Origin of the sequence: Desulfitobacterium hafniense DCB-2 (genome assembly GCF_000021925.1) — a bacterium.
GTDB classification, from domain to species: domain Bacteria; phylum Bacillota; class Desulfitobacteriia; order Desulfitobacteriales; family Desulfitobacteriaceae; genus Desulfitobacterium; species Desulfitobacterium hafniense.
In genome coordinates this window covers 1,702,599-1,715,214 of the sequence record NC_011830.1, presented here as the reverse complement: position 1 = coordinate 1,715,214, position 12,616 = coordinate 1,702,599, and the positions used below count along the sequence as shown (strand labels likewise).

The window sequence follows — 12,616 nt, the reverse complement described above, 5'->3', positions numbered from 1 at the left end:
TATTATGCTTCGAACCAATCCAAACATAGTTTCACCCCTTCTGAGGGGTCGACCGTATAGGCATCGGCTCCGATAAAATCGACGCCGTTTTTGACAATTGTCCCCCCGAGAATAATCTTGACCGAATCCCTTAAACCGGCGGCAGTTATTAATTCCACTGTCTCTTTCATGCCCTCCAGCGCAACAATCAGGACGCCGCTTATCCCCACAATCTGGGGCCTAAACTCCTTGATACGTGCGACAAAGGTTTCCGGGGCAACATCAACCCCTAAATCCAGAACTTCAAATCCAGCCATTTTCATCATGCTGCCGAAAACATTTTTGCCAATATCGTGCAAATCGCTTTTGGCAGTCCCCAACAAAACTTTGCCAATCTTGCATTTTTTGCTTTCAGTGGTATAGAGATTCATTTCTTCAATCTTCAGCACATTGTTGAAGATGATGCCGGACATGATCAGATCGGCAATGAAATATTCGCCTTTTTCGTAAAGCTCCCCTACCTTTTCTATCCCGGTCTGGATCTGCTTCAGAATAGATAAAGGCTCCAAGCCCTGGCTAAGCTCCTCTTTTACCAGCTTCAAAACGGCTTTCTCATCTAATTCTGCCATTGCCTTAATCAATTTGTCATCCATTCCGCTCACCCACTTTCTCACTGCCGATCGATTAAATCAATTAATTTCCGCTCAATAACTTGTTAATATTTGTATTTTATTATAACTTTCCCAATTTATATGGTCAAGTTCTCAGCATAACCCAGGCGCACGGGAAATAAAGATAAGGGGCCAAAGGCCCCCCATACTGTTTGTGACAGTTTTGCTTGTTTCAGGCTGTTTTTACGCCTATCTGTAAACTCCGTATTCTTTGGTAAATTCGAACATTGCTTTGACGTTTTCAGGTTTTGCTTCGTCAATCAGCGCCCCACTGTCCATCATGAAGCCGCCGTCTTTGCCGCAAACATCAATCAGTTTCTTACAATAATCTTTGACCTCCTGGGGAGTCCCGAAGTATAGTAACGAATTAGGCACATTGCCGGAGATGCAGGCCACATCGCCCAGTATTTCTTTGGCTCTGAACATATCCACATGTTCAAAGTGGTATAAGACTTTGCCTTTAGGTACGTCTCTTAAAACCTCCAGGCGCGTGTTCATACTGCCTTCACCGTAAACCATTGGGGTAAGTCCGGCATCAATCAGCCCCATCAGCAATTTTCTCAGGCTAGGCCAGTAAAAGGTTTTATATTGCTCATCAGACATGAAATCATCGACCCCTTTATGCAGCCAGATCCAAACAAAGGGGTTGCCCATGGTTTTGGCCGAATTAATGCCTGATTCGATAGCAATCGGGACCATGGCCTCAACGGCCCTCAACAATTCCTCCGGATGTTTGCGCATATCCATCAGAGCCGGGACTGTACCGCGCAGGGTATCCGCCACCATATCAAAGGGGGCAAAGGCAAAAGCGCCCCAGGCGGCCGGAAAGCCTTTTTCCTTCAGTTTCTGACGATACTCAAAGATCGAGCCAAACCAGCGTGCCAGTTCTTCACTGGCTTGCATCAGGGTATTCAAGGATTTCTGCACTTCCGGCAGGGAGAAAGGGTAAAAGGAAGAGAACCAGCCCAGCCAAAGGGAATCCCTCATGGAAGACAAATTGCTGAATGCTTCGAGGGCACCGAAAGACCTGGGGATCCACTTGCTCATAATAAAGTTGGTAGGATCGGAAATCAACTCTTCATATTCGTTGGCTTTCATGTATTCCCCTTCGAGGAATTGATACATGCTGTTTGCTCTAACCCCATGCCCAGGCCATCTGAACCATTTAAGGTCCAGCAATTCCATAACTTTGGCCGGATACAGCAAAACGTTGTCCCAGGCCAAATCCGGGTCAAAATCCGCATAAAGCTTGTCATGGGCCTCAGCTGCTTTAGCATAATCGTTCATGGCCTCTTCGAGGGTTACCCCATAATGGTAAAATGGGAAAGCCTGAAAAATAGGAATAAGGGGCACCCGGTCAGGGACTTTAAGCTGAATGGCATCATTTACTCTTTTAAGTCTCTCTTCATATAATTGTTCAGGTGATTTATTCACACCAAACACCTCCACGCTTTATGTACCGGAATCGTTATTTAACCCATTCCTGGCAGATCTTTACCCCTTCAGCGGCATTTACCGTGAAGGCATCCGCCCCAATATGCCTGCAGGCATCTTCCGTTACCGGGCTGCCTCCCAAAATGATTTTAATCCCGTCACGCACGCCGGCGGCTGTTAAGGCATCCACCGTAGCTTTCATGGCGCCGAGCGTCAGGGTCAAAAGACCGCTCATCCCTACGATCTGCGGCTTTATTTCTTTTACTTTTTCTACAAATACGCCGGCGGGAATATCAATGCCCAAATCATAAACTTCAAAACCGGCTGCTTCCATCATGCCTCTGAAGATATTTTTGCCGATATCATGCAAGTCACCTTCAACAGTACCTAAAACCATTTTGCCGATTTTTTCCGTGCTTGCCTCTCCAATCACCGGTTTTAAAATGCCCAGTGCGTTGTTCAGCAGCTCGCCGGCATAGATCAGATCGCCAACAAAATATTCGTTTTTCCCAAATAAATCACCAACAATAGCCATACCCTGCTGGCACGCTCCAACCACACTATTGACCTCGGCTTCACCGGGCTCTGAGGTAACAAATTCATTCAGCATTTTTTCCATTGATTCTCCGTCGAGATTACCTAAGGCCTGCGTCAATGCCTTTAAATCCATCTTTACATCCTCCCTGAATCAATCTTTCCAACCGGTTAAATCCAAACTGAACACAAACATTTCGTGTTAAAAAGATAAGACAACACCTCCTCATCTCTCAACCCGATATTAACTTGTATTAATAAGTTGTGGTTTAAAAATAGCTGCCTTTTGGATTTGGCAGTTTGCTGCGTATATTTTTTTCAAGCAATATTTCACTCAGATTATTTATAGATTTTCAACTTATTAATACAAGTATTATCAACTTAATTATAGTTGGGCTATCCGGATTGGTCAATCGTTTTTGTCGTTATTTTCTGACTTTATTGTTTCGCCCTTGTCCTATCTGTTGATCCACCCTTGACGGCATAATAAGCAAGGCACTCTACGGAATTTAACGTAGAGTGCCTCCGATTTAGTGATTGATGGTTATTCCACCAGCCTGCCGTCGATAAACTGAACAGTTTTATCGGCAAATTCAATCGTAACGGTATGGGTAACCCCAGCCGGGGAATTCGGCCCCGGCAGCTCGCTCCCCATAGTAAACGTGGAACCGACGTCGTCAAAGGGATTATGAAATACCCATGTGGGACGGTAGCGCTGTCCCGTACCGATAACCTGATGATTTTCGTCATAGGTTATCTCCGGTGTGTAGGAGCCGAGCAGGTCATGTCCGTTTTTCAGCTGAAAATGAATTTCCAGGTGATTATCCTTAACCTCATAGGTCATGTCCATGTCCTGAGAAGAGACGGAAAAGCCCACGGCAAACAGACTAATGAGAACAAGCAGACATACCACCGCACTCCCCACCGCGACAGCGGCCCTGCGGATATAACTGATCCGCACTTTTTTCAGGCAGTCAACTTCCTTATCTCCGGCAATGGGGACCTCTTCCCTGATCTCACCTGCCATCTCGCTGTGAAAGGTCCGGCATTCTTCGCAGCCGGCCAGGTGTTTTTCGATTTCTTCGTTACTGGCTGCGCTGGCCAGGCCTTCAATATAGGTGGGCAACAGGTCCCGGATAATATCGCATTTCATACCCTTCTCCCCTTCATGATTTTTTGTTTTCCCCTGTAAAACGTGACCCGGGCCCAGGTTTCATCTTTATCCAAAATCTCCCCGATCTCACGGAAGCTGAATTCCCCCGTCAGCGTTTAGCCCCTAAACCCGCTATATCTTGAAACTATAAAAGCATAGCCAACCCACACCATTCCTAAAGTTCCATAGAGCCAAGCAGCGTTGCCGACTGCGGCCAGCAGCATCCCGAACATGCCGCTGCCCGCCGCAATCCCCATGTCCAAGGCGTTCTGCTGCAAAGAAAGGGCGGTCGTGCGTTCGTTCAATTCAGCTTTTTCGGTCATCCAGGCCATTAATACGGCGATGCTGCCAAAATAACCGGCCCCGGAAAATAATCCGGCGGGATAAAAACAAAGAGGCACTTGCGGGATGATTGAGAAAAGAATGATCCCGCCGCCCAATAATAAAAAGGACCAGCTGTTGATGGGCAAGCGGCCCCAACGATCGGAAAGCCAGCCGAAACCAAGATTGCCCAGGATTCCTCCCAGGGAGAAAAGGGTAAAAAAATAACCCGGATTGCTAATCTTGGTTTCATCTTTAAGAAATAAAACCGCAAAAGAGATCAGGATCCCGTAAATCAAGGCGGCGGCAAAAGTATTGCTTATAATCAAGGGACACTTTTGTAGAAATATCCATAAATTGAGCCTTTGCCGCAAATTCATTTCCCTTGGGTTTGTTTCCTGAGGAGGCCCGGCTTTCTTTAAAGAAATCAAGAAGATGGGCAGCATCCCTAACAAAGCCAACCAAGCCGTCCCCTGAAAAAACAAAGGATACCTGTAATTTTGAATGATATAAAGAGCACCAACAGGGCCAACCATCAAAGATAATGACGCCACCATCCGCAAGATGCCGATATATTGACCTTTTTGGCCACTGCCCCCGCAAGTGGCGGCCGTTGCCGAAGCGGCCGGAAAATATGAAGCCAACCCTACTGCCTGCAGCAGGCGCAGCAGGACAACCTGCCAAACTGTTCCGGCATAACAGAGCATAACCGAGGCAAGCAAAAAAGAGGCGCTGCCCAGGAGCATGACAAAGCGCCTGCCCCGCACATCGGCCAGGGGTCCGAAAAAGAAACGCAGGATTACAGCCGCAGCCAGAAAGAGGGTTGACTGCAAGCCCACGATCATATCCGTACCGCCCATCCTGACCAGCAGTACCGGTGTTACCACCATAAAGATATTGTTGTAGGTATAGATAAAAAAAGCGGAAATCAGGAGAATCAGGAAATCCCGGCACTCCCTGGCCGGTTGTTCGGAACACATGCCGCTCACTTCCTTCTTGCCAATGATTATACGTACTCCTTTAAGCGGGGTAAATCAGCAATAACCAATCTTCCTCTGCCCTTATGAATCAGCTTCTGCTTTTGAAATACGGATAAAGCATTAAAGACGCTGTTACGGCAAGCACCGACCATCGTCGCCAGTTCCTCGTTATTAAAAGGAATCTCAATATAGCCCTGCTCATTCTGAGGAAATTCTTCCGCCAGAAGAACGAGAAGGGCAGCCAGTCGTTCCGCCGTATTGTATAAGGATATATTGACGATTTCTTCTGCTTCCACCGCCATATGGTGAAAAATGTAACTTGTGAAAGCAGCAAAATATTGAGGGTTGTTCATAACAAAGGTGTAGAGCAGGGAGAACTCACAAGCGTAAAGTGAAGTTGGTAAAATGGCCGTGGCCGTGGTAATCGTCCTTTTTTCTTTAGCTAAATTCTGAAATCCTAAAAGAGAGCCGTTCGTATAGTAAAACAAGGCTTTTTCCCGGCCTTCTTTCGTAACCACGTGAAGTTTGATGATGCCATTGATAATAAAATAACTGTAAGGGTGGGGCTCTTTGTCATGCCAAAGGATTTCACCCTTTGGCAAATGCCTTACCGTGCAGGGTATAAGTTCATTTTTAAATATTTCTTGGATGCTGAGCGATAAATCGTTTCCTTTTAAAAACTGTTTCATAATTTTCGCCATGAAAACGACTCCTTTCCAGGTATACTCGCTGCTTCTTCCTTCTTTCCATCTGTTTTTGTCCCATTCAGACATTACAACTTAATCCCATTATACTACATTTCTTCCTCATAAACGGCCATTAGTTTGGCTGCCCTTGCTGAAGCTGTGACCGCAGGCGGAAGCAGAAAGGCCATCCCTCCTGCTCCCGCCCTCACCTCATTTAGAGATGAACTCCCTGCATAAAGAAGATCAGACGCGAGAAGATTTCACCAAGGATGACACATCCCAAAAAGAAGCGGGCGGCATTTTTACTGCCTAGCTTGCCCTTCAGAGCCAGATAAGCGCTAACGGCCGGCGCCACCAGCCCAATTCCCCAGCGTACCATATCCAAACCCACTGTTGAGGGGAGTACCACATCCATGGTCTGAAGGCGCAGCTGCAGCAGAAACGCTAGAGACACGATAATCTGCACCGCCACTGCGCTTAAAGCCACAACGGTCATTTCCTTGCCGGCTTTTTCCTCATGATACTGCATATGAAGAGTATAGATCACCGCTGCTCCAAGCAGGAATGCACTGCTGAAATAATAAACCACCGTCAGGCCGCCGTTCCAGGCCGGGATGCCATTGGCTCTCACATAGACCAAGGAACAAACCAGAAGCAATCCACAGGACACCACGCTGCCGATGATATAAAGCGCTGTAGGTATCTTTTTATCTTTGTATACCAAAAAGGCGGCAACCAGGAGAATGATCCCGAAAACCAGAGACCAAAGCCCTTCCTGGGCGATCATAGAACCCAGATTATGAAAGGCGTTGAGAAAACGGAAAGGCCTGCCCAGGTGGGTCGCCGAGGCCAGCATAGCGATGCCTGCAAGAACCAAAAGAAGAGGCATAGCCTGACGCGCTGTTTTTTTCCGGACCTCTGCAGAGGGAATGCCGCTGGCCTGCCAGAGTGTATAGGACAGGAAGGTTCCTGTGCATAAACCCATCAACAACGTGAAAACGACCAAGGATAAATTAAGTTCTGCCATAGTTCCACCTCCTACACATAATAAACGGACGGCCCGGTTCCGAATTTGGGCAAAAAGGGCTGGGCGTGTTTGGCGGCGATAAGACGGGAAATCTCACTGTCCGGATCGCTGATCACCCCGAAGATCCGCGCCTCCCCGGGACAGGATTCCACACAATAGGGTTTTTCACCCTTGGCAATGAGTTCCATGCAAAAGGTGCATTTGCTCATCACTTTTTTCTCTGTATCAAATTCCGGGGCATCGTAGGGACAAGTCCAGACACAATATTTACAGCCGATGCAGACATCCTGATTGACTGAAACCAGCCCGTTATCGTCCTTGTGCATCGCTCCTGTCGGACAATTCTTAACGCAGGCCGGATCTGCACAATGATTGCACAGCCGGGGCCGGAAGGCCAGCACCGGATTCGGATAGTTTCCGGCCGGCTGATACATGATCCGGCTGCCGATCATCTCCACACTGCTCCAATGAGCGTCTCCCGGGACTTTATGATTGATTTTACAGCCGATGACACAAGTTTGGCAGCCTACGCATCTTGTGGTGTCAATCAACATTCCGTATTGTTTATTGGACATGGGTCAACCCCCTTTGTAATTTATACTTTTTGCACTTCCACCAGAACATCATAAAAAGCTGAATTGGTCTGACTGATGGCTTCTTCAACCGGATTAAGGGTTAAGTGGGTTAAGTTTTGCAGATTCCCTTCAATATAGTAATCCGGCGACCAACCGCTGGCTATGGCAGTAACTCCGGGCACAATGCCTTCCGTCACAAAGGCTTTGACCACGCAATGGCCCCGATCGTTGAAGACTTTGACCTTATCCCCATGGGTGATGCCCCTGGCTGCGGCATCCACCGGATTGATCTGAATTTCCGGCTCTGATTGCACGATGCGCAAGGCGGGGTAAAGCATGTGCTGAGTGTGGACATTCAGGCGGTCATGATAATTGATACACACCAAGGGGAACTTTTTGCCAAGTTCTCCCCGGGGATTCTCCAGCATGGGCTTATAGGTCGGAACATGCTCACCCAGCTCTTTGAGTCTTTCCGTGTAAAATTCGAATTTGCCGGTTGGGGTCTTATACTTTTGATCCTTGAAGGAATAGACAGGGTCAAAGATACCGTCAGAGCGGGTGAAAATCCCTTCTCCCACGAATTTATCCCAATTAAAGGAAGCGAAGGCAGGATGCTCGGAAGTCATAAAAGTACGCACCCATTCCTCATCGGTTTTATTCCAGAGATGCCCGAAACCCAGTCTTTCGGCGACACCGGAAGCAATTTCGCAATCGGATTTGCTCTCGCCCATGGTGGGGATAGCGGGCTGATCGAGCATAACCCAGGGAGAGCGCACTAGAATGTCCCAAACTTCCCAATGGGTTTTGCCCGGCAGAACCAGATCGGCATATTTGCCTGTCCAGGTCCAGAAGGGATCCACATGAACGATAAAGGGAATGTTCGGCAGAACCTTATTGATCACGCGATTGGCATCCGGAGATTGATTGACAAAGTTGGAGACCCCAATCCAAAGGAATTTGATTTCCCCTTTTTCAGCCATATCATAGATATGGGCACTTTTTCTCTCGGTAATCGGTTTGCCGCCAATATCGGTCCATTCCTTAAAATTGAAATCAGGTACGGTAACACCGGGAATAGGGTTGATGGAAGAGGTTCCGCCCATATGGGAAGCTCCGCCCCCGGAAACACCGATATAACCGGCTACGGCTGCCAAAGTGGCCACTGTCCGGAAGGGTGAAAAAGAATGATACACCCGCTGCATCCCTTGACCCATGCGGATACCGGCCGGCTTCATGGTCGCGTACTCATGGGCCAGTTGCTCCACAACCGCTTCTTCCAGCCCGCAGATTTCAGCCGTGGCTTTAATGGTATACTTGGCAGCTTCGTCAACCAAATCGACAAAGGAGGGATGGCATTTCAGGCCCTCGGCAGAGGTATATTCCCCGGCAAGGGCAGGATTTATATTGGGGGTATCCGCAGGGACAATGGTCCGGGAGTTTTCGTCCCAAACAGCATATTGCTCACCCAGGCGCAGATATTGGCCATTGTCGTTGCGCACAAGCAAAGGGGCGCAGCTATTGGCTTTAAGCCAGGCTGTGTCATGCAGATTGTGGGAGATGAGGTAGTTGATCATGCCCAGAGCCAGGGCCGGATCAGTCTGAGGCCGGATGGGGACCCATTGGTCGGCGACCGCTGCAGTGCTGGATTGGCGGGGATCGATAACGATGATTTTGGCGCCGTTTTCCCTGGCCTTAATGATGTAACGCAATTCGCTGGTATGGGTATCGGCAAGATTGCGGCCCCAGATGATCACCAGTTTGGAGTTCAGATAGTCCCGGGTATCATGGCCGCCACGCTCCTGACCGAAGACCAGCCTCATGCCCATACTGGCGCCGTGGTCCCCCATCAGCCCTTCTGTGATGTACGTCGTGCCGCCGAAACATGCACCTAAACGGGTGGTGGATTCCCAGGCCAGCTTGGCCAGATTCCCTGACATGGTAAAAAAGGATGCCGCTTGTGTTCCATAGTTTTCTTTGGTCTCGGTAAGCTTTTCAGCGATGATATCATAAGCCTCATCCCAGGTAATCTGTTCGAACTTCCCTTCTCCCCGCTCTCCCACTCTTTTCATGGGATAGAGTACACGCTCCTTAGGGTCCTGCAGGCGTTGGGCATAACTCATTCCACGCAGACAGGCATTGGGATAATCATCCCGCCCCGGCAAGAGCCCAGGGGTGACGGCGACGATTTTGCCGCCTTGCACATGTCCCTTCAGATGACAGCGTGAGGTACAGTTAACAGTGCAGCAGCTGTGAACGTATTTGACCGTTGCCTCATCCGCGGCCTTCAATGCCGGCGAGCCGGAGCTCAAAGCACCGGCTATGCCCAGGGAGCTCGTCACTGTAACTGCCCCTACCCCTTTGAGGAACATCCGCCGGGTAATCTTGGGGCCTTTAAAGGATAAACCCATTGAAACTTTTTTCATTAAAATCCTCCTTCCAATTAGTGAATAATATTATGAGTACTTGCTCCTATCTTAACAGCGATCCTTGTTCCCTTCTGCACAATATTGGGCGTAAGTCCACGAGTACATAATAAAAAATACGACCCTCATCTCCACTTCCCGGTGATAAGAGTCGTATTTTTCAACTCTGGAAAGATGTCATTTCCCTCTGGTACCCCCTTGGCGGCACACTATCATTTTCTCAGGTATATGGGCACTGTTGTGAATAACTATGCTTTCGAAAAGAAACGGAAATATCTCCATTTATTATTTGATATAATATAAATGTTGTTACGTTCAGAATTACCTAAGAAATATAGATAAAAAGGAGTTTACTTCACAATGATTCATTCTTTTTTAATGATCGGACAGTCAAATATGGCTGGCCGGGGCTTTTTAAACGATGTTCCACCTATTTATAATGAACGCATCAAGATGCTCCGAAATGGGCTTTTTCAATTTATGGAGGAGCCCATAAATTATGATCGCTCAATTGCCGGTGTTGGTCTTGCGGCATCTTTTGCCGCTGCATGGTGTAAGAAAAACAAGCGGGATGAAATAGGTCTTATTCCCTGCGCCGAGGGAGGCAGCAGTCTTGATGATTGGTCAGTGGACGATGCACTCTTTGCCAATGCCATAGCACAGACAAAGCTTGCTCAGCGTATTAGCACATTGGACGGAATAATCTGGCACCAAGGAGAAGCTGAGTCTCATTCGGGAAAGTATCGTGACTATTACGATAAGTTCTTTGTAATTATTGAAAGACTGCGCCAAGTACTTGATGTTCCGGAAATTCCTCTGATCATTGGCGGTCTTGGTGACTATCTTGGCCACGGCATAATGGGAGGGTATTTTAATGAATACAGCCAAGTCAATGAAGAACTTAAAAGGTTTGCCCACAGTCATAACAACTGTTACTATGTCACAGCTGAGGGATTGACTTGTAATCCGGACGGTATTCATTTGAACGCTGTATCTCAAAGGATTTTTGGTCTGCGCTACTATGAAGCTTATGACCAAAAATGTCATATTCTTGGGCCTGTTAGAAATGAAAACAGCGCGAATGAGATAGATAACGATAGACCACATACCAAGGCCGAAAAAGCACAGATGATCAACGTACTCTTTTTTGGTGGAAAGATTTCTTTTGAAGAATACCAGCAGAAGATGTCACAAATCGGTGACTAACAAAGCAATCCCTAATTGCTTTTTAGCATACCTGACAATAAAAAAGCAGAAAAACCCTGGCTGCAGCTTCCAGGATTTCTGCTTTCAGCGGTGCTCTGCTGGGAATCAGTGACATCAAGGTCATTGATACTCTATACATAGTATGGTGCTGACCTAAAATGTGTTACAAAAAGCAGAAGCCCAGCGCATCAACTTTGCACCGGGTTTCTGCTTACAAGAAGAGTATCTTTCACACTATACTATATGTCCCTAACGCCATAGATGTGACAGGCACCGATTAGTTTTCGGTGCTTTTTTCGTGCGTGAGCAGCTCCCCCACTCCGACGTCCAGGTAGGTGCAGAGCTTATCTATAAGATCTTCCGGGGATTTGGCTTTGCTCTATGTGCACCTTGTTGGGAATAGGCTGCCGTCTTGGCTGTGGCGGGCTTTTGAGGCCTTGCCGCAGCTGCTTGCTGAGATGTCTTTGCTTTTGGCACGATAACGGTGTTGACCAATGGATAGGGATGCTCCTTCACTTCGGGTAATGTTTTACCGATTCGTTTTTGAATGTCGCGCAATAAGGGCTTTTCTTCAAAGTCACAAAACGTAATTGCCTTGCCGCCGAGGCCGGCTCTGCCTGTACGACCAATCCTGTGAATATAGGTTTCAGGAACCTCCGGCAGGTTGTAATTGATGACATGAGAAAGTTCTTGGATATCCAGCCCGCGGGCAGCAATATCTGTTGCAACAAGAATTCTTGTTTTCCGTTTTTTAAAAGCATGCAAAGCCTGCTCCCTGTTGGCTTGAGATTTGTTTCCGTGAATTGCTACTGCTGTAAATCCCTTTTTATTCAGTTCTTTTACTATTTTATCTGCACCATGTTTTGTCCGCGAAAATACGAGCACAGAATCATATTCGTTGTTTTTCAGCCAATAAGTCAACAGAGCCGCCTTGTTGGCCTTATCCACAAAATAAACTTCCTGTTCAATGATATCAAGCGGAGAAAATTCCGGCGTCATTGCAATCTTCACAGGTCCTTTTAAGATGGTATCCGCGAGCTTTTCTATTTCAACCGGCATAGTTGCTGAAAACAACATGTTCTGCCTTTCCCTGGGCAGGTAAGTGATAATCCTTTTTACGTCGTGAAGCATACCCATATCCAGCATTTGATCAGTCTCATCAAGCACAAAATGTTCCACATGGCTTAAATCGATAAATCCTTGGTTGATTAAGTCAAGCAGTCTGCCCGGGGTTGCCACCAGGATATCAATTCCCTTTTCCAGTTTCCTTGTTTGCGGGGCCTGCCCTACACCGCCAAAAATGACCAGCGTCCTTAGGGGCAGGTTGACTCCGTAAGCAGTGAAGGACTCTGCGATTTGAGTCGCCAGTTCCCGGGTCGGTGCGAGAACTAAGGCTCTGATCTGTCTTTTGCCTTTTAGCAAACCCTGCCCCATGGCAAGGCTTTGCAAGATCGGAATTGCAAAAGCGGCGGTCTTGCCCGTGCCTGTTTGGGCACATCCCAACAAATCCAGCCCCTCAAGCAGGTGCGGAATCGCCTCAGCCTGGATAGGGGTTGCCTCTGAATATCCTTGCGCTGCCAGCGCCTTTTGAATCGGATTGATTATCTTTAGTTCGTTTAATAACACT

11 protein-coding genes and 1 pseudogene are annotated in these 12,616 nt (G+C 47.6%); 1 reads left to right on the top strand and 11 read right to left on the bottom strand.

Annotated features, from left to right (window positions below):
- Nucleotides 1-2: 2 nt before the first annotated feature.
- The 10 genes and pseudogenes from DHAF_RS08010 to DHAF_RS07970 all read right to left on the bottom strand — a co-directional run bounded on the left by DHAF_RS08010 (nucleotide 3) and on the right by DHAF_RS07970 (nucleotide 9,783).
- The gene (locus tag DHAF_RS08010) at nucleotides 3-632 is read right to left on the bottom strand and encodes a cobalamin B12-binding domain-containing protein (RefSeq protein WP_005809612.1); all 630 of its coding nucleotides are present in this window, start codon (nucleotides 630-632) and stop codon (nucleotides 3-5) included.
- Between the two features lie 207 nt (nucleotides 633-839).
- The gene (locus tag DHAF_RS08005) at nucleotides 840-2,084 is read right to left on the bottom strand and encodes a uroporphyrinogen decarboxylase family protein (RefSeq protein WP_011461347.1); all 1,245 of its coding nucleotides are present in this window, start codon (nucleotides 2,082-2,084) and stop codon (nucleotides 840-842) included.
- 34 nt (nucleotides 2,085-2,118) lie between these two features.
- Nucleotides 2,119-2,754: a cobalamin B12-binding domain-containing protein gene (locus tag DHAF_RS08000; RefSeq protein ID WP_005809616.1), complete on the bottom strand. Its 636-nt coding sequence runs from the start codon at nucleotides 2,752-2,754 to the stop codon at nucleotides 2,119-2,121.
- Between the two features lie 408 nt (nucleotides 2,755-3,162).
- Nucleotides 3,163-3,771, bottom strand: coding sequence for a zf-HC2 domain-containing protein (locus tag DHAF_RS07995; protein WP_005809618.1), 609 nt, complete (start codon nucleotides 3,769-3,771; stop codon nucleotides 3,163-3,165).
- Nucleotides 3,768-3,884: pseudogene (locus DHAF_RS26365) on the bottom strand (RNA polymerase subunit sigma); the annotation flags it as partial. The gene DHAF_RS07995 and the pseudogene DHAF_RS26365, both read right to left, overlap by 4 nt.
- 3 nt (nucleotides 3,885-3,887) lie before the next feature.
- Complete coding sequence (locus DHAF_RS07990) at nucleotides 3,888-5,072, bottom strand: MFS transporter (protein ID WP_005809620.1); 1,185 nt, start codon at nucleotides 5,070-5,072, stop codon at nucleotides 3,888-3,890.
- 26 nt (nucleotides 5,073-5,098) lie between these two features.
- Complete coding sequence (locus DHAF_RS07985) at nucleotides 5,099-5,773, bottom strand: Crp/Fnr family transcriptional regulator (RefSeq protein ID WP_015943538.1); 675 nt, start codon at nucleotides 5,771-5,773, stop codon at nucleotides 5,099-5,101.
- Nucleotides 5,774-5,972: 199 nt separating this feature from the next.
- Nucleotides 5,973-6,785, bottom strand: a complete 813-nt coding sequence (locus DHAF_RS07980; protein WP_015943537.1) for a dimethyl sulfoxide reductase anchor subunit family protein — start codon at nucleotides 6,783-6,785, stop codon at nucleotides 5,973-5,975.
- Nucleotides 6,786-6,796: 11 nt separating this feature from the next.
- Nucleotides 6,797-7,360, bottom strand: coding sequence for a 4Fe-4S dicluster domain-containing protein (locus tag DHAF_RS07975; RefSeq protein WP_015943536.1), 564 nt, complete (start codon nucleotides 7,358-7,360; stop codon nucleotides 6,797-6,799).
- 20 nt (nucleotides 7,361-7,380) lie between these two features.
- Nucleotides 7,381-9,783 (bottom strand): molybdopterin-dependent oxidoreductase, encoded by a 2,403-nt coding sequence (locus DHAF_RS07970; RefSeq protein WP_005809626.1) that lies wholly within the window; start codon nucleotides 9,781-9,783, stop codon nucleotides 7,381-7,383.
- A gap of 360 nt (nucleotides 9,784-10,143) precedes the next feature.
- On the opposite strand from DHAF_RS07970, the gene DHAF_RS07965 reads away from it, so the two are divergent.
- Nucleotides 10,144-10,989, top strand: coding sequence for a sialate O-acetylesterase (locus DHAF_RS07965; protein ID WP_011461349.1), 846 nt, complete (start codon nucleotides 10,144-10,146; stop codon nucleotides 10,987-10,989).
- A gap of 348 nt (nucleotides 10,990-11,337) precedes the next feature.
- On the opposite strand, the gene DHAF_RS07960 is transcribed toward DHAF_RS07965, so the two are convergent.
- Nucleotides 11,338-12,615, bottom strand: coding sequence for a DEAD/DEAH box helicase (locus DHAF_RS07960; protein ID WP_041272058.1), 1,278 nt, complete (start codon nucleotides 12,613-12,615; stop codon nucleotides 11,338-11,340).
- Nucleotide 12,616 lies beyond the last annotated feature (1 nt).

Bases quoted from the DNA above. Each gene is read 5' to 3' on its own strand.
- DHAF_RS07980 (WP_015943537.1), bottom strand. From the start codon at position 6,785: ATGGCAGAACTTAATTTATCCTTGGTCGTTTTCACGTTGTTGATGGGT.
- DHAF_RS07975 (WP_015943536.1), bottom strand. From the start codon at position 7,360: ATGTCCAATAAACAATACGGAATGTTGATTGACACCACAAGATGCGTA.
- DHAF_RS08000 (WP_005809616.1), bottom strand. From the start codon at position 2,754: ATGGATTTAAAGGCATTGACGCAGGCCTTAGGTAATCTCGACGGAGAA.
- DHAF_RS07985 (WP_015943538.1), bottom strand. From the start codon at position 5,773: ATGGCGAAAATTATGAAACAGTTTTTAAAAGGAAACGATTTATCGCTC.
- DHAF_RS07990 (WP_005809620.1), bottom strand. From the start codon at position 5,072: ATGTGTTCCGAACAACCGGCCAGGGAGTGCCGGGATTTCCTGATTCTC.
- DHAF_RS07970 (WP_005809626.1), bottom strand. From the start codon at position 9,783: ATGAAAAAAGTTTCAATGGGTTTATCCTTTAAAGGCCCCAAGATTACC.
- DHAF_RS07965 (WP_011461349.1), top strand. From the start codon at position 10,144: ATGATTCATTCTTTTTTAATGATCGGACAGTCAAATATGGCTGGCCGG.
- DHAF_RS07995 (WP_005809618.1), bottom strand. From the start codon at position 3,771: ATGAAATGCGATATTATCCGGGACCTGTTGCCCACCTATATTGAAGGC.
- DHAF_RS08010 (WP_005809612.1), bottom strand. From the start codon at position 632: ATGGATGACAAATTGATTAAGGCAATGGCAGAATTAGATGAGAAAGCC.